14 protein-coding genes and 1 riboswitch are annotated in these 15,881 nt (G+C 52.3%); of the genes, 1 reads left to right on the forward strand and 13 read right to left on the reverse strand.

Going from position 1 to position 15,881, the window contains the following annotated elements; genetic code table 11:
* Positions 1-21: 21 nt before the first annotated feature.
* From cobA to pseC, 13 genes are all read right to left on the reverse strand, one after another.
* Positions 22-825 (reverse strand): uroporphyrinogen-III C-methyltransferase, encoded by an 804-nt coding sequence (gene cobA / locus P1X16_RS07020; RefSeq protein WP_277227237.1) that lies wholly within the window; start codon positions 823-825, stop codon positions 22-24.
* A gap of 69 nt (positions 826-894) precedes the next feature.
* Positions 895-2,184: a GTP-binding protein gene (locus tag P1X16_RS07025; RefSeq protein WP_277227238.1), complete on the reverse strand. Its 1,290-nt coding sequence runs from the start codon at positions 2,182-2,184 to the stop codon at positions 895-897.
* 92 nt (positions 2,185-2,276) lie between these two features.
* Positions 2,277-3,188 carry a sulfate adenylyltransferase subunit CysD gene (gene cysD / locus P1X16_RS07030; RefSeq protein ID WP_277229479.1) on the reverse strand — a complete coding sequence of 304 codons (912 nt, stop codon included), beginning with the start codon at positions 3,186-3,188 and terminating at the stop codon, positions 2,277-2,279.
* Positions 3,189-3,314: 126 nt separating this feature from the next.
* Positions 3,315-4,094 (reverse strand): phosphoadenylyl-sulfate reductase, encoded by a 780-nt coding sequence (locus P1X16_RS07035; RefSeq protein WP_277227239.1) that lies wholly within the window; start codon positions 4,092-4,094, stop codon positions 3,315-3,317.
* A 331-nt stretch (positions 4,095-4,425) separates the two neighbouring features.
* A riboswitch (SAM riboswitch) is annotated at positions 4,426-4,517 on the reverse strand.
* A 297-nt stretch (positions 4,518-4,814) separates the two neighbouring features.
* On the reverse strand, positions 4,815-6,299 hold the full coding sequence (locus tag P1X16_RS07040) for a polysaccharide biosynthesis C-terminal domain-containing protein (protein ID WP_277227240.1): 1,485 nt from the start codon (positions 6,297-6,299) through the stop codon (positions 4,815-4,817).
* Positions 6,300-6,346: 47 nt separating this feature from the next.
* On the reverse strand, positions 6,347-7,714 hold the full coding sequence (locus tag P1X16_RS07045; RefSeq protein WP_277227241.1) for a hypothetical protein: 1,368 nt from the start codon (positions 7,712-7,714) through the stop codon (positions 6,347-6,349).
* Between the two features lie 52 nt (positions 7,715-7,766).
* Positions 7,767-9,089 (reverse strand): hypothetical protein, encoded by a 1,323-nt coding sequence (locus P1X16_RS07050; protein ID WP_277227242.1) that lies wholly within the window; start codon positions 9,087-9,089, stop codon positions 7,767-7,769.
* Entirely contained in the window at positions 9,074-10,114 is a 1,041-nt protein-coding gene (gene pseI / locus P1X16_RS07055; RefSeq protein ID WP_277227243.1) for a pseudaminic acid synthase, read from the reverse strand. The genes P1X16_RS07050 and pseI overlap by 16 nt, the downstream gene beginning before the upstream one ends.
* Before the next feature lie 105 nt (positions 10,115-10,219).
* Positions 10,220-10,624: a MaoC family dehydratase gene (locus tag P1X16_RS07060; protein WP_277227244.1), complete on the reverse strand. Its 405-nt coding sequence runs from the start codon at positions 10,622-10,624 to the stop codon at positions 10,220-10,222.
* A 14-nt stretch (positions 10,625-10,638) separates the two neighbouring features.
* On the reverse strand, positions 10,639-11,187 hold the full coding sequence (gene pseH / locus P1X16_RS07065) for a UDP-4-amino-4,6-dideoxy-N-acetyl-beta-L-altrosamine N-acetyltransferase (protein ID WP_277227245.1): 549 nt from the start codon (positions 11,185-11,187) through the stop codon (positions 10,639-10,641).
* Between the two features lie 122 nt (positions 11,188-11,309).
* Positions 11,310-12,335 (reverse strand): UDP-2,4-diacetamido-2,4,6-trideoxy-beta-L-altropyranose hydrolase, encoded by a 1,026-nt coding sequence (pseG, locus tag P1X16_RS07070; RefSeq protein WP_277227246.1) that lies wholly within the window; start codon positions 12,333-12,335, stop codon positions 11,310-11,312.
* 46 nt (positions 12,336-12,381) lie between these two features.
* Positions 12,382-13,122, reverse strand: a complete 741-nt coding sequence (locus P1X16_RS07075; protein WP_277227247.1) for a glycosyltransferase family protein — start codon at positions 13,120-13,122, stop codon at positions 12,382-12,384.
* The gene (gene pseC / locus P1X16_RS07080) at positions 13,115-14,284 is read right to left on the reverse strand and encodes a UDP-4-amino-4,6-dideoxy-N-acetyl-beta-L-altrosamine transaminase (protein WP_277227248.1); all 1,170 of its coding nucleotides are present in this window, start codon (positions 14,282-14,284) and stop codon (positions 13,115-13,117) included. The genes P1X16_RS07075 and pseC overlap by 8 nt, the downstream gene beginning before the upstream one ends.
* A gap of 155 nt (positions 14,285-14,439) precedes the next feature.
* Between pseC and P1X16_RS07085 the strand changes: the two genes are divergently transcribed.
* On the forward strand, positions 14,440-15,846 hold the full coding sequence (locus tag P1X16_RS07085; RefSeq protein ID WP_277227249.1) for a T9SS type A sorting domain-containing protein: 1,407 nt from the start codon (positions 14,440-14,442) through the stop codon (positions 15,844-15,846).
* Positions 15,847-15,881: the final 35 nt, after the last annotated feature.

Below are 15,881 nucleotides of genomic sequence, written 5' to 3' on the forward strand. Positions count from 1 at the left end.
GATGCGCGGAATGACAGGGTATTAAGCTACTTCCGCGTACGCAGCGGGGAAAACCGGGAAGGTTAAGCCGGGCAGCAGCGCGGCCGCTTCGGCATGGGTTGTCGCCAATCGGGTCACTTCCCCGATAACAATGATGGCCGGGGCCCCGATACCGGCTGCCGCGGCACGGCTTGGTAGCTCGGCTACCGTGCCCGTTACTAATTGCGCATTCGGCAGGGTGCCGTTCTGAATGATGGCAGCGGGCGTGTTGGCTTGCCCGTGCTGACAATACAGCGCCGCAATCCGGTCTAGCTCCCCTAGCCCCATCAGAATAACCGTAGTCGTGCGGGTACTAGCTGCCTCCCGCACGCTCCCCGACAGTTCGCCGGTAGCGGTAGTGGCTGTAATTACCCGGAATCCTTCGCTGGCGCCACGGTGCGTTACCGGTATGCCCACGCTGCCGGCCGCTGCAACGGCGCTGCTAATGCCTGGTACATAGTCGGTAAGCAAGCCGTGTTGCTCAGCATAGAGCATTTCTTCGCGCCCGCGCCCAAACACAAACGGGTCGCCACCTTTCAGTCGCACCACGTGGCCATGCAGGCGGGCTTGCTCTACAATCAGGGCGTTGATTTCGTCCTGGCTGTAGCTGCGCATGCCGCGCCGTTTGCCCACAAACAGTGTCACCGCATCGGGCCGGGCGTGGCCAAGCAAGTCGTTGTTGGCCAGCGCATCATACAGGATGACATCGGCCTCGCCCAACACCCGCGCCCCCTTCAGGGTCAGCAGCTCCGGGTCGCCGGGGCCAGCGCCTAGCACGGTAAGGCGAGGGATTTTCGTGAGTGACATAAGCAGTGCGTGATTATAGAGGACCTGCTGCGACTTCGTTTAGCAGGACCGTTCTCGAATGGGTACTAACTAGATGGAAAAGGCTACCGGAGGCGCTACCGGGGCCGTGAAGTAGTCGGCGTTGGCGGCGCCAATCAGGCCGGCGGCTACGGTGTCGCCGCTTTGCTCATCTACCAAGATGAAAGCGCCAGTCACGCGGTTTTCGTGGTAGTTGTCAACGGCCAGGGGCACGGCGGTTTTGATGCGCACCCGCACGATGTCGTTGAGTTGGGCTGAATCGGCGGCGGCGCGGGCGAAGGTTTGCACGTTTACTTTGTGTAGTATGGCGGGCACTGCCGCTTTTACCACGGCCGAGTGGTGCTGCAACAACAGCTTACGACCCGGCCACAACGGCTGCTCGCTCATCCAGCACACGGTAGCTTCCAGTTCGCGCGTCACGGTGGGCACGTGTTCCACGGGAATAATGGCGTCGCCCCGGCTGATGTCCACATCGTCGGTGAGGCGGAGCACCACGGCTTGCGGCGCCACGGCGGTTTCCACCTCTTGCTGGTTGACTTCAATGGCTTCAATCACTGATTCTAGTCCCGAAGGCAGCACTTTTACCCGGTCGCCGCGGCGGTACTGGCCACTCTGAATCTGGCCGGCATAACCGCGGTAGTCGGGCAGGTCGGCGGTTTGGGGGCGAATGACATACTGCACCTGAAAGCGTGGTTCGGCATTGGCTGCTTCCACGGAGGCGGGCACGCTTTCCAAGTGTTCCAGCAAGCTTGGCCCCGTGTACCAAGGCAAGCGGGTCGAGCGTTTTACCACGTTGTCGCCGTGCAAGGCGCTGAGTGGAATAGCTGTGGCGGCTGGCAGCTGGAAGTGGTCGGTGAGGGCGGCGTAGTCGGCGGCAATCTGCTCGAAGATGGTTTCGTCGAAGCCCACCAAATCCAGCTTGTTTACGGCCAGTACGAAATTGCGAATTCCGAGTAGCGCCGCTACTAACGTGTGGCGGCGCGTTTGCTCCACCACACCCTGGCGGGCGTCTACCAGTACAATAGCCAAATCGGCGTTGCTGGCGCCCGTCACCATGTTGCGAGTGTATTGCACGTGGCCCGGCGCATCGGTGATGATGAATTTGCGGCGCGGCGTAGTGAAGTATTTGTAGGCTACGTCGATGGTGATGCCCTGTTCCCGCTCGGCCCGCAAGCCGTCGGTCAGCAAAGCTAAGTCCACTGTGCCCTGCACAGTCGGCCGGTTTTCCAGCGCCGCTAGCACGTCCAACGACACCGAATCGGAGTCGTAGAGCAGGCGGCCAATCAGCGTGCTTTTGCCGTCGTCGACGCTGCCGCAGGTGATGAATCGGAGAAGGTCCATGAGGTGAAATTGTGAGTTCGTGAAATTGTGAGTTCGTCGTGCTGGCAAGGCGTGAAAGCAATTCACCGCCTCGCCTTTCACAACTTCACCACTTAGAAATAGCCGTTGCGTTTGCGGTCTTCCATGCCGGCTTCCGAGATGTTGTCGTCGAGGCGGGTAGCGCCCCGCTCGCTCACTTTGGCTAGCAACAGGTCCTGAATAATGTCTTCCACGGTGCTGGCGTCGCTTTCCACGGCGGCCGTGCAGGTGGAGTCGCCCACGGTGCGGAAGCGCACCTGCCGGGTCACGATTTCGTCTTCCTCATCAAGCTGCAAATGCTCGGAGAGGCCCAATAGTTGACCGCTCGGCAGCACCACGCAGGTCCGCTCGTGGCCGAAATAGATGTCGGGGAGGTTGATGTTTTCGCGCTGGATGTAGCGCCATACGTCGAGCTCAGTCCAGTTGGAAATCGGGAAGACCCGCACGTTTTCACCTTTCTGGATGCGGCCGTTGTACACATTCCACAGCTCGGGGCGCTGGCGTTTGGGGTCCCACTGGCCGAACTCGTCGCGCACCGAGAAGATGCGCTCCTTGGCGCGGGCTTTCTCTTCGTCGCGTCGGGCACCACCGATACAAGCGTCAAACTCGAATTCTTCGATTACTTCCAGCAGCGTGTAGGTCTGGAGCGGGTTGCGGCTCGGAAACTTGCCGCCCGGCTCGCGCAGGCGCTGCCGCTTGATGGTATCTTCCACGCTACGTACAATCAGCTTTTCGCCTAGTTCAGCGGCCAGTTGGTCGCGGTAAGCGAGTACCTCGGGGAAGTTATGACCGGTATCCACGTGCACCAGCGGAAAAGGGAAGCGGCCGGGGCGGAACGCTTTTTCGGCGAGGCGGGTGAGAACGATAGAATCTTTGCCGCCCGAAAAAAGCAGCGCCGGCCGCTCAAACTGGCCCGCTACTTCCCGCAGGATGTGAATGGCTTCGGCTTCCAGCCGGTCGAGGTAATCGAAGGAGTGCGCACTCATAGTTTCTAGGATCTGCTGTTGCTGGTGCGGTACCGGAAGGTCAAGTAGCATGGGCTTCGGAGGGTATCGGCGCCGGAAATAATGGTTTGAAGCAGTTGCTTCGGACCGTGTTATGAGAGAGAAGAGTTAGTGCTGTTTTTCAACGGGCTCCACCACCGGGTCGGGGCCGTCGTGGTGGGCAGTGGTGGAGTGCAGGCCGCACTCCTTGGCCGAAAGGTCTTCCCACCACCAGCGGCCGGCGCGGAAATCTTCGCCGGGCTTGATGGCGCGGGTGCAAGGCGCACAGCCAATGCTCACAAAGCCTTGCTTGTGCAGCGGGTTCACCGGAATGCCATTGGCTTGAGCGAAGTCCACGGCCTGCTCCCACGTCCAGTCGAAGAGCGGATGAATCTTGGTGAGGTTGTGGGCCGCGTCCCATTCCACCGGATCCATGGTTTGCCGGTTCTGCGACTGTTCGGCCCGGATACCGGTTACCCACGCGGCTTGGCCCGCCAAGGCTCGGTTGAGGGGCTCCACCTTGCGGATGTAGCAGCACTCCTTGCGGTTGTCGACGCTTTCGTAGAAGCTATTGGGACCCTTGGTGCGCATCAACTCCTCCACGCTTTCTTGGCGCGGGTGAAACACCTCAATAGGCTGCTGATACTTAAGCAGCGTCTTGTTCCAGGTGGAATAGGTTTCCTGGAAATTGCGCCCCGTATCCAAGGTGAATACCTTGATGGGTAGCTCATTGTCGAAAATCAAGTGGCTGATAATCTGGTCTTCCAAACCGAAGGAAGTGGAGAAAACCGCTTTCTCAGAGAAGTACTTGGCTACAAGGCGTAGCCGCTCTAAGGCAGAAGCAGCGGGTAGCTGAAGGCGCAGGTCGTCCAGGGCGGGAACGGCCAACACGGCAGAGGCTGTGGGCATGACAAGAAATGAGAGGGGAGTTTGCCGCGGCGGCAAAGGTCCGGCCGAAGAATAGCCTCGGGGGCTCCGGGGTGCAAAAGCACCGCAGAAACCAGCCAAAAGCGTAAGGCGGAACGTGCGGATACGAGGTGGAGCTACGCGTAAAAGCGTATCAGCTCACCAGGATCAGCGCACAAACCAGAAAGAGAGAGGAATTGCGCTACTACTAACAACAGCAACCAAAAGCCACGGTCATACAGACGGGGCTTGCCATGCCACAACACCCATGCTGTACAGCAGAGAAGGTAGCAGAAATGGCGGGGGTGTTGATGAAGCGTTTCACGGCAACTTGTTTTTATATGGTCAGGACTTGGCACCGTTTCGGATCATCCGATGGTTGCCGGCGCTTCGTCGAGCCTGTCTCTCCACGCCTCTGTATAAAAACAATCCTTTTGGGGGTAAAGAATTGATACTACAAAGGTAGTGGCGGAAATTTTATACTTCCAAATTTATTTGGTATTGCCTATTACAGATAAGTGCCACGTTCTGTTTTGGTATCAGCATTCTGGTGGCCTTTTGTAATGGCAAATCCTGCTGTCAGATACAGGAGGACCAATTATTAGTTTCCACCAAGGAATATATAATTCGTTATACGGCACTACTAGCTAATAGCGAATAAGCAGCTAGGCGTAGCATTCCAAGCACTTAAAATTCCTAGGTTAGAGGGGTAGAGTCAATGCATCAAGCATTGTGACGCACACGGCGAAGTGCGGTTTGCAGGATTTCTCGTACCTGTGGCTCTGCGTTGGTAACCAGTAATAGCCCACCATAAAGCACCGTTAGCACCACCGAGCGCAGCAGCATCGTAACCAGCAACGAATGCACAAATGGCACCAACCACGCCACCACGCCCGCAGTAGCAGCCAGTAGCAAAATCAGCGGCACACGCTTGTCGAAGGGCTGCAGCCCGAAGCTGTGCCATACAAACCAGGTACGCGCGATGTTGATGACCACCAACGAAACCGCAGCGGCCACTGCTGCCCCCGTTAGGCCCATACGCGGGATCAACAGCAAGTTCATGAACACCGTAGCCAAAGCCAGCGACACGTTGAAAATCAAATCGTAGCGGTAGCGCGGCGACGTAACAACGATGAGCCCGTTGAGGCCGGTAATGCCGTCGAAGAGCCGGCCCGCCAGCAGGATAAGCACGGCAGTGGTGCCGGCAGCATAGGCCGGTTTCATTTGCCCGAATATGAAATCCAGATTCAGCGCGATACCGAGTGCTAGGTAGCAGCCAAGCACAGTGTTTAGGCGGGTGGTGCGCTGGTAGAAGTCGGCCATGCGGGAGAGGTCGTTGTTCTTCCAGTACTCGGCCAGCAATGGAAAAGCAATTTTGTAGAGCGCCCGAAACGGCAGCACCAGCGCCGTGCTAATGAAAAAAGCCGTGCCGTAGATACCAGCGCCATCCAAGTCCACTTTGGCTCCCACCATCAGCGAGTCGATACTGGAAATAACAACACCCGACACGTTGCCTAATAGCGCAAACGCCCCGAAACCAAGCATCTCGCGCAGCGGCCGCACCCGCAAAACCGCCGATGTGGGCTGCAAGTGCAACTCGCCAATGGAAGCCGTGTAGACTGTCAGCAGCAAAGCAATGCCCCCAAGTGCGCCCACGTACCACAGCACATAGCCGTGAAAATCGAGGTAGCCGCTAGCAAACAGCAGTGCCCCGCCCGTAACGAGTAGACGCAAGACAATTTCCTGCGTGAAGGAAGAGAAGGCAGTGTGATACAGGGCCTTGAGGTAGGCGTCCTGCAGGTTAATAAGCAAGACAAACAGGGTCAATACCAACCCCCAAGTGTAGTACCGGCCTAGTAGCGTTGCGTCGTCAATGTACCAGTGCAAAACCAGGGGCCGGCCTAGCAGATACAATACCGCAATTAGAACAAAACCTAGCAGCGGCACTCCTAACAGAAACGGTAGGAACCCCTGGTGCCCACTTTCTGGCTTGCGGAAATAGGGAAAAAACCGCACGCCCATGTTCCCAAATCCGAACGCCGACACCTGCGCAAACATGGTAGCCAGCGCCATTAGCACGCTGGTCAAGCCTATTTGTTTCGGCTCTAGCACCTTCGGCAGCACCAACACCGTGTTCACGAAGCCTAGGCCCAAGCCCGCGTAAGAAATAATGGTATTGCGCAGCCCTTGCCGCTGAACTATGCCCAAAACAATAAGAAGCTAGAAGTTGGGAGACAGAAAAAAGAAAGAGGCTCCTACCTTCTATTTCCTAGCTCCATTAAAATGTCCCGGCCATTGACGAAGGCGGTATTGCGGCTGCGAAGGTACTGCATCAACTCGGCGAACTGGCGCGGACCGGTAGTTTCGTTAGCCGGGTCGAAGTGGTCGTTGTGCCAGAGCAGGGTACAAACGCCGCCAAACCGCTCGATTTCCTGAAACATGGGCAGTAGAGCCGGTAAGATTTCGTGGGGGGCTAGCTGCAAGTAATTGGGGTGATGCAGCGTAGCATCCATTACGTTAAGCGGAATTTCAAGGAAAGTGCAAGCCCTGCCTTGCGTTAAATCGAAAGGACGGAAAGGCAAACAGTAGGAGTTGCGAAAGCCAAAGTGTTCGGCAAAGCCCAAGGTAGAGTCGTAGGCGAAACCAGCTTCCTCAACCACTGCCGGCGTGCGGCGCGGTTCCCAACTCAGGTAATGAAATCGGTTGCCGGCAGCAGGGGCGGGCATTTGTGTTTGCTCCCGCGCCAACCGCTGCTGGTCCACGGAAGTGCCAATGCTTCCGTGAACTGCCACTTCTGCGCCCTGTTTTACGAGCGCCTTGAAACGCCACTGAAGCGCTGTCGCGGCTAATTTGTAATCGGCGTTGGGCGTACCATTGCTCGCAGGGCGATGCTCAGGCAGCAGAAAAAACGTGCTCTTAGCATCATAACCTGTTACTGTCTGCTGTACTAGCTCTAAGTTGTCCCAAGCATCCGATTGGAAAAAACGCTGCCAAAGAAGTTGCCCAAATCTTAGCAAGTTGACACGTTGCAAAGCAGCTTTGGCGGGGGCTTTCCAGGCACTGCGCAGCTCATCGATGTCGTGGGTGATGAAAGTTGCGAAGGGCGCCTCGTTTACCCAAAGGCGCGGATGCAGTAGTTGATCTGTTGTGTGCTCAACAGCCGTTTTCAGAATATCGAAGTAGTAATTAACCACTGGCACTGCCACAAAACCATAGCAGTGCTGCACGCTGGCAGTGTAAGGGAAACGGCCGTGCCGGTCTCGCTCTTCGGAGAAATACTCCTGCCAACCGCTAAGCAGATAAAATGCCGCCGCTAACAAATCGGCATTGATGCGAGCGTGTTTGCCAGGTAAAAGCTCAAGTAGCGGTTGCTCTGGGTTTAAGTCGAAGAAAAAGGGCAGCAACTGGCCTTGCCATTCGCGCAGGGTGGGGGCCGGAGGTTGAGGCTCCTGACGAGCGAAAAAGTCGCCAGCACTAGCAACTACCTCCACCTGTGGCTGTTGGTTGGCGTAGCCAATCGATACTTCTGGCACTTCTGCATAGGCTTGCCGAAAATGATGCAGAACATAAGCCAGCCGGAGTTCTACAGAAACAGGTGCAATGGCAGATAAGGGTGGAAGCATAAGAAGAGTAAACCACTCGCCTTTACAATCAGCGTGCGGCACAAGCTAAAACTTATGCGACAGTTTTCAGCCATTGATTCAGCAATCGTACAGCCCGTTCGCGGCTGCGGCCTTCATCGGGCGTGCCTAGCGTGGCATTGTAGTACGCGGCGCGCTGGTATATATCGAGTGGTTTATGCGCTTGATAGGTGGTAAGTAGCGCAGCTAGCTCAGGCAGCGTATTGGCTCTTTCAATTAAGTTATGCGCCACGTAGCCGTAGTAGTCATCGGTGTTGGCGTGGGTGTTGAACCGATAGTAAAGACCGACTACGTTGAGTAAAGTGGCTTCGAGGTGGGTGCTGGTGTCGGCAGCAATTAAGGCATCCTGCTTGGTTAGAAATGCGAAAACGCTTTCCTGTTTGGCGTTGGAGAACTGCAAGTTCGGATGCTGTAGCTTCAGAAAACTAAAGTCCCGCGTGTCGCTAGGGTGTGCTCGAAAGGTGAACGTGAGATTCGAAAACTTCGAAATCAGGTAGTTCAGTACAGATGTTAGAGCCTTTGTTTCGTCGAGTAGGTTACAAGCCAGTCCTACTCGTTGCACCGTTGGGTTCTGGTTTCGCATGCTCAAAAACTCGTCGGCTTTGGGCATCCCAACCAGCTGCACTTCCCCATGTACAGGACCACATTGACGGTACTTGTCTAAGGCATCCTGGCCTTCGAGCAAGCTCAGGTCAAAGCCCAAGGGCGGAAAGCTGGTGCTCACACTGGCATGCTGAATATAGGCAGTGGGCACCCCTTCGGCACGACAAGCCAAAAGCAGCGCACGAGTATCGTCGTTGTGGTCATTGGCAAACACAACGGCGCTTGGCCGGTAGTACCGAAGCGCCCGGCGGTACACTTCGTAGTAGCCAACCGCACTGAAAATCAAATCGAAAAACCGCCAAGCCCGAGTGCCTTCTATCCTGATAAGACCTGCCAGTGCCAGCGGGAATTGCCAGTAGTACAACAGCTTCCGCCGGAGTGAAAGTCGATTTACTACTGCGTTATACCGCCCAATTTGCTTGCTTTGACCAGCTACCAACACCGCATCCGATAAGGCTTCTCGTACAAAATGCAGCGACTCGTAGTTGTTCTGGCTGACCACATACAGCCACACGGCGCCCTGCAAGGTTTCAGGGTTGCGGATGGGCTGAAAGATATTGCCAATCAGTCGCGCCGCTGTGTAGCCTAATACTTTCACCAGCCGCCTGAATGGGCTGGCAGGCGAGATTCCCTGCAGCGTGCTGGCTGGCAGCGTAGCAAACATGGGTGTGAAGCGCAACTGTAGAATGTCGCGCAGTCGGGCAATAAACGTAGGCGGAACCTCGGGCATCAACGCAATTAAAGGGCCTCCCATGTAAGAGGCGTACCAGCAAACAAATGTTGTCGAGCTGGTTTACCTAGCAACTGGTCGTAGTAGCGTGGTGGCAATCCGTCGCCGGGCCGGACGACACGTAGGTTTTCTTTGGTGAATACCTCACCGGCTTGAATTTCCTGTGCCACATAGAGGGAGCGTTTGTAGAGGCGGCTCTTTTCTTCGGCGCGTTGCACGCCATATTGTATCTGGCCCAAAGCCTGCCAAGCCCGCTCTGTTTCCGTTACTAGACTGGCTACTTCCTCGGGTTCCAAGGAGAAAGCAGAGTCTACGCCACCGTCGGCCCGGCGTAGCGTGACGTGCTTTTCAATAACACAAGCTCCTAGAGCTACTGCCGCTACGGAGGCACCTACTCCGGCCGTATGGTCGGAGAGTCCAACGAGGCAGTCGGGGAAGAGTTGCTGAAAGTGCGGGATAGTGCGCAGATTGGTATTGAGGGGCGTTGCCGGGTAGGTGCTAGTGCATTTCAACAGCACCAGGTCGCGGCAACCCGCGTCGCGCAACACTTGCACTGCTTCTGCTACTTCTGCTAATGTACTGGCGCCCGTGCTCATAATGACGGGTTTGCCCGTAGCAGCTACTCGCCGCAGCAGGGGCCAGTCAGTGTTTTCGAACGAAGCAATTTTATAGGCCGGTACGTCGAGCGTTTCCAAAAAATCGACAGCCGTTTCATCGAAAGGCGAGCTAAAGGCCAGCATGCCGTGCTGCCGGGCGCGCTCAAATAGTGGCTGGTGCCATTCCCACGGTGTGTGCGCCTCCTGGTATAACTCGTGCAATTCCCGGCCGTACCACAACGAGTTGGGGTCGTCGATGCGGTGAGCGCCAGGCAGCGTCATAGTATCGGCGGTATAAGTCTGGAGCTTGACGGCATGGGCTCCGGCAGCCGCCATAGCATCTACAATGGCTAAACCTCGATTCAGATCCTGATTGTGGTTGCCGCTGAGTTCAGCAATGATGAGTGGCGGCTGGTCAGGGCCGATAAGACGGGGGCCAATAAAGAAATTCATGACACAAAGAAACGAAGGACTCGTTGAATGCGCCATTAAGCACTGCTACAGATACAGCGCTTCGGTATGGCTCTCTCCCAGTTATGAATGGTTATAAGCCAAATCTTAAGCTTGATTAGGTAATAGTACTACCGCTTCTCCGCTAATCACGGCAACCTGATGCTGATTGAAACATTTAGTTGAAAGTATAGCCATTTGCTTAGATGGTAATATTTTAGCTACACTAACTATAGCTGTGACTTCATCATTGATAAAAACCGGTTTTAAGAACCGCAACGTTTGCTTTACATAGATAGTACCAGGCCCTGGAAGCTTAGTGCCAATTACTGCGCTGATCAACGAACTATATAGCATTCCAGGACAAATACGCCGCCCAAATCGGGTCTGCGAAGCAAACTGTTCATCTGAATGAATAGGGTTGGTGTCCAGTGATAATTTTGCAAAAAGTTGTAGATCCTCATCGAGCATAACTTTTTGCAGACTAGCGCTGTCGCCTATTGATAGATGCATAATAAAGAAGAGAGTTATGAGCGATAGATTTTTGCACGTAAAGTATCACGCAGCTGACTCCACTCGCGTTTCAACAGTGCTAAGCCAACAACATCTTTGTAGGTGCCTTTTTTGCGGATGTGTTCCCGGAAATAAGATTCGCGCCGAAAGCCAAACTTTTCGTGCATAGTTATGACCTTGTCATTATCGACAAAGACTTCGCAAAGTAGCTTGTTAAGCTTAAGTGTCTCAAAGACATACTCTAATACAGCCATTTCCACCTTAGCTCCGACTCCAGTTCCTCGCATATTTTGGTCGGCGATGTAGAATGCCCAGTAACAAGAGTTAGAAGTCCGGTTTATAGCATACAGATTGGCTACACCGACATCACGGCCTTGATAGGCGATAACCCAATATTGTTTTGACTGGTCTTGGCTAACACTTTTAAACCAAGCTTGCTGTTGCGCTTCCGAGATGGGCTCGTCGCTGTACATATATTGGGCCACTGCTTCGGAGTTGCGCCAAGTTCGAACCATTTCAAGGTCATCAGGAAATAAGGGGCGAAGAATATCGGTGGAAGACATGCTTACTAAAAACAAGGATTAACACAGAAGGTGATGCAACCTAGCTATTTCACCGTCCTCAACCATAAACAAGACGGCTCCTGCAGTATAGACAGTAGCTAGGCATTAGTCTGAAAAGCGTTTTAGTGCTGAGCTAACTTCTCAAACTCTGCTTGTAGTTGCGCATGAGCCATCTTTCTTACGTAAGGCAAACGCAACATTGCTTGGTGAAAATGCAGTCCACGCTCTATTGCTACAGGCAATTCAGAGTCGCTTAATCGAGTTAAGTCGCCCAACGAAAAGGCTTGCTTATGCGCATGTACGTAGTCAGCTAGCCGGCGTTGATTGTCCACGTAGTATCCTGTAATAGCGGCACAACCAAGTACCAAACTTTCAATTAATACTGTACTGGCCGGACAAACTGTAATTTGATACCCCAAAAACAGCGTGGCAAATTCCTCAGCTGAGATATTCCGATGAATATTAACGCGGCCAGGCGGTTGTTCGGCTGTCATGTTGAAAAGAGTTTCTTCATGAGCGAATGCCCCGCCAAGAACTACTCCCACTTGTTGAATAGTTGGAATTGTTAACAGTGCTGTTAGTACGCGGGTAGTAAATTGTTGAGGGTCAGCTCCTCCAAAACAGAGTAAAGCATTAGTAATTGGAACCGGAACCGCAGTTGGTAATTGCGCGTGCTCTAAAAATGGGGTGCGTAGTAAAGAAAACGCAGGTCCTAAGCAGTAGCGAGTAGTAGGCAGAGCAGTATAGTTGCTCTCTTCTACGCCTGGTGAGTGATTAATAATAAGGTCAGCTGCAAAGGGAGCCGTGTGCAAATCGTCAATACAGACCAAGCTACAGCCGCTACTCTTTATAATTTTCTGATATGTAAAGTGGAAGTGGTAGCCATCCAGTACAACAATATCGTTTGCCTTAACTACAGTATTGGCTATGTAATCTGCTTCAGCATCTGAGTAAGCAGATAGAGTTATCGGCATCTTAATAAGTGTTACATCAGCTTCTTGTAAGAGCTTCTTCACGGTTATCGTCGGGCTATGAACCACAAAGAAGCAAGGTGCAATTTGCCGTACAATACTAGTAAGAGCTAATGAGCGCACGATATGACCTAACCCAATTTGGGCATTTCCGTCTGCTCGGAAAATAATCCGCATGAAGAATTACAATGAGAGGCAATGGTGCTGGTTGTCCGCCTTCCGCTTAAGAGAAGTCGTATTTCTTTTGCTCAATTTGAGCGTTGATTGCGGTTATTTCCGGATGGTTCTCTAGCACTTCTATCAACTTCTCCGCTGATAAAGTATCAGCTTGATACTGTTCAAGTAAAACTTGAAGCAGCTGAAAATCCTCCGGTGTATCGAGTGTTACTCGAAAACGGCTGGCATCTGGTTCCCGGACTGCATGCGCAAAATGTATATGCCCGGATCTGTTTTGATGTATATAGGGCGTTACATGCTCTCGGTCAGAGTTGCTAGTAGCATGTTCTTGCGCTTCAGCTAAGAGTGCGTAAGAAAACACTTCGAAGTCAAGTCCCCGTGGGAAAGTGCGAATGAGGCCATTGGAGAGGTATAAATTTGGATCAGAGGCCGCTAGATAGTGATCTACTTCGGCCCGAATCAAATGACCGTCAAGCAGCGGGCAGTCTGACGTAACTCGCACAACCACGTCCAGGTTGAAGTGAGTAGCAGTATCGTAGTATCGTCTTAATACATCTTCTACGTCACCCCGAAAGCAGTGTAAACCTAATTGATGAGCCAAGTCCACTATGGCATCATCTTCCGGAAGAGTAGTAGTAGCGATATATATTGGCAGTTTACTTGCTTGGAGTCGGCGGACGTGGTATTCAAGAATTGAAATACCCTGAATTGTGCGTAGCACTTTGCCTGGTAGACGTGTACTACCCATCCGAGCCTGCGTGATGATGCCAATCTTTGTCTTATGCATGATAAAATTCCCGAATGCAGGCAATAACGTACTGCTGTTCCTCATCAGAAAGTGAGGGGAAAAGCGGTATACTCAAACAATGAGCGTAATAGTTTTCAGCTAGCGGAAAGTCGCCTTCTTGCCAACCAAAACGCTGATAGTATGGCATTGTGTGTACCGGAATGTAATGCACTTGAGCGAATATTTCTTTGGTGCGCAGGTAGTCGTAAAGGTTTTTACGTTCTTTCACCTGAATTACATATAGGTGGTAAGCATGTCCTATTGCGCTGCTTAACGGCTGAACATCACTTAAGTCAGCAAAGGCCACATCATATTGCATTGCCAGTTGGCGGCGGCGAGCTAGTCCCTCATCGGCACGCTGGAGCTGGCTAATACCAAGCGCGCAGAGCATATCGGGCATTCGGTAGTTATACCCTAATTCCTGCATCTCCATGTACCATCCACCATCGTGGCGCTGCATCTGGGCAGGGTCTTTTGTTATGCCGTGGGTACGTAACTTTAGCAGTTCTTGATACAGCTCTTCCCGATTGGTGGTGATCATGCCGCCTTCGCCGGTAGCAATGTGCTTAACGGGGTGGAAGCTGAAGATAGCAAGGTCAGCATATTGACCATTGCCACAGCGTTGTTCTTCACCTGCAGAATCAGTAAAGAAACCACCTGGTGCATGGCAAGAATCTTCGATAATCCAAAGATTGAACTCATCTGCTAAAGCCCGGGCTTCTTCTAAATTAACCGGTAGCCCCGCAAAATCAACAGGAATTAAACCATGGAAATGCCCTTGAGGTTGGCTTTCCAGCAACCGTCGTACAGCTTTTAAATCTATAAGTGCTGTAGCCGGGTCAATATCAACAAAATGCACTTCGCCGCCGCAATAACGAACACAGTTGGCTGAGGCGGCAAAGGTGATAGGAGTGGTAATAACGCGTTGACCAGGTTGTACATTTAGGGCCAACGCACATAGATGCAACGCAGCCGTTCCATTGCTGACGGCAACAGCATAAGTGGCTCCCACATAAGCGGCAAATTGCTTCTCAAATTCTGCTACACGAGGTCCTTGCGTAAGAAAATCGGCATGAAGGGCTTCCACAACTGCTTGTATGTCGGCTTCGGTAATATGCTGACGCCCGTAAGGAATAGGTTGAGCTGGAAAAAGGTAGTTCATGAGTGTAGCTATTTCTACAAATGTAGAAGCTCGGGCCTGATTTGATATTTGGATGCGCAGTATTAATAGTCCTACATTTGCTTATATAACATTCTACTATGTATCAAAATAATTAAATACTTAGGGTGTTATAAATTCATAATCATAAAATCTCTATGAGAAAGACTCTTACCCTATTGAGTTGTTTGTTTAGTCTCACCGCCTATGCACAGCGTGAAACACAGAATTGGTTTTTCGGTAATCGGGGCGGCCTTACCTTTCAAGGTGCTACTCCTGTGGCTACAGGGGCAGGGCAGTTAAATAGCTACGAAGCTTGTGCTACAATATCAGACGCCAATGGCGGTCTATTGTTTTACACAAATAGCGTAGGTGTTTGGAATCGAAACCATTCATCAATGCTCGGTAGCTCTACTTTGTCAGGACACACCTCTACTACCCAAGGAGCTCTCATTGTGCCTGTGCCTGGTAGTAACAGCCTGTATTACTTATTTAGTGTAGATGCATGCGACAATTTGCTTGTTGGTGGACTGAATTATTCGCTTGTTGATATGCAGTTGCAAAATGGATTAGGCGGAATTATTCAGCCATTCAATAGGACTGTTGCTACGCCCTCTGCCAGCGGCAAACTAACAGAAAAGCTAACTGCGATACGGCACGCTAACGGCCGCGACACTTGGGTAATGGTGCATGAATGGTTGGGTAACGGGTTCTTTGCTTTCCTAGTAAGTTCAACTGGTATTTCGAATACACCTGTTGTTAGCCGGGTTGGTTCCATACACCAAGGTGGGGGCGGAGACTATGGAAATGCGAATGCAGTGGGTTATATGAAGGCCTCGACTGATGGAAGCTTACTTGGCGTAGCAGTTCGAGATGCTGGGCTGGAATTATTCGATTTTAATAATGCGACTGGTCAGGTAACAAACGCCCGTCGGCTATATACAGGTGATACCTACGCCAGGACGTATGGAGTGGCTTTCTCACCTGATAACACGAAACTTTACACAACTGATTTATCAAGTGGCGTCTACCAATACAATCTAGCAAGCCCAAACCCAGCGTCCACTCGTCAGAACATTGGATATTCTTCATATCCTACCAGTGCGTTGCTACTTGGTCCTGATGGGCGTATTTACGTGTCTCAGCACCAGAGCAGCAGTATAGGTGCCATTGCAAATCCTAATGCACTTGGCTCAGGAGCAAACTACTCAAGTAGCTACCTTTCTGTAGGTGGTATATGCCAAGTAGGCCTGCCCAACTTCCCTAACGCATTTGCGACTCAACCTTTGTCTACTGCTTCGCGGAAGCTAGCGGAACAAGTGACAGTGTATCCCAACCCGGCGCAAGATGTTGTTTGGGTACGTTTGCCGAAAAACTTGTCCAAGCAGTCATCAGAAGTCACTCTATTCGATGCTTTAGGTCAGCAAGTATTTCAACAAATGGTTCAGGTTTCTAAAGGCGAAGAAGGTACTGCTGTCAAATTGACAACCATTCCCAAAGGATTATATACCCTACAGATTAGCACTGAATCTGGCCTCCTCAGCAAGAAGCTTGTTATTGAATAATATTCTGGGGTAGGAAAGGATGCTATAGCAATTTG

Origin of the sequence: Hymenobacter sp. YC55, assembly GCF_029433095.1 — a bacterium.
Lineage (GTDB): Bacteria > Bacteroidota > Bacteroidia > Cytophagales > Hymenobacteraceae > Hymenobacter.

Coding starts and splice junctions, on each gene's coding strand:
- cobA (WP_277227237.1), bottom strand. CDS start 825: ATGTCACTCACGAAAATCCCTCGCCTTACCGTGCTAGGCGCTGGCCCC.
- P1X16_RS07025 (WP_277227238.1), bottom strand. CDS start 2,184: ATGGACCTTCTCCGATTCATCACCTGCGGCAGCGTCGACGACGGCAAA.
- cysD (WP_277229479.1), bottom strand. CDS start 3,188: ATGAGTGCGCACTCCTTCGATTACCTCGACCGGCTGGAAGCCGAAGCC.
- P1X16_RS07035 (WP_277227239.1), bottom strand. CDS start 4,094: ATGCCCACAGCCTCTGCCGTGTTGGCCGTTCCCGCCCTGGACGACCTG.
- P1X16_RS07045 (WP_277227241.1), bottom strand. CDS start 7,714: ATGCTTCCACCCTTATCTGCCATTGCACCTGTTTCTGTAGAACTCCGG.
- P1X16_RS07050 (WP_277227242.1), bottom strand. CDS start 9,089: ATGGGAGGCCCTTTAATTGCGTTGATGCCCGAGGTTCCGCCTACGTTT.
- pseI (WP_277227243.1), bottom strand. CDS start 10,114: ATGAATTTCTTTATTGGCCCCCGTCTTATCGGCCCTGACCAGCCGCCA.
- P1X16_RS07060 (WP_277227244.1), bottom strand. CDS start 10,624: ATGCATCTATCAATAGGCGACAGCGCTAGTCTGCAAAAAGTTATGCTC.
- pseH (WP_277227245.1), bottom strand. CDS start 11,187: ATGTCTTCCACCGATATTCTTCGCCCCTTATTTCCTGATGACCTTGAA.
- pseG (WP_277227246.1), bottom strand. CDS start 12,335: ATGCGGATTATTTTCCGAGCAGACGGAAATGCCCAAATTGGGTTAGGT.
- P1X16_RS07075 (WP_277227247.1), bottom strand. CDS start 13,122: ATGCATAAGACAAAGATTGGCATCATCACGCAGGCTCGGATGGGTAGT.
- pseC (WP_277227248.1), bottom strand. CDS start 14,284: ATGAACTACCTTTTTCCAGCTCAACCTATTCCTTACGGGCGTCAGCAT.
- P1X16_RS07085 (WP_277227249.1), top strand. CDS start 14,440: ATGAGAAAGACTCTTACCCTATTGAGTTGTTTGTTTAGTCTCACCGCC.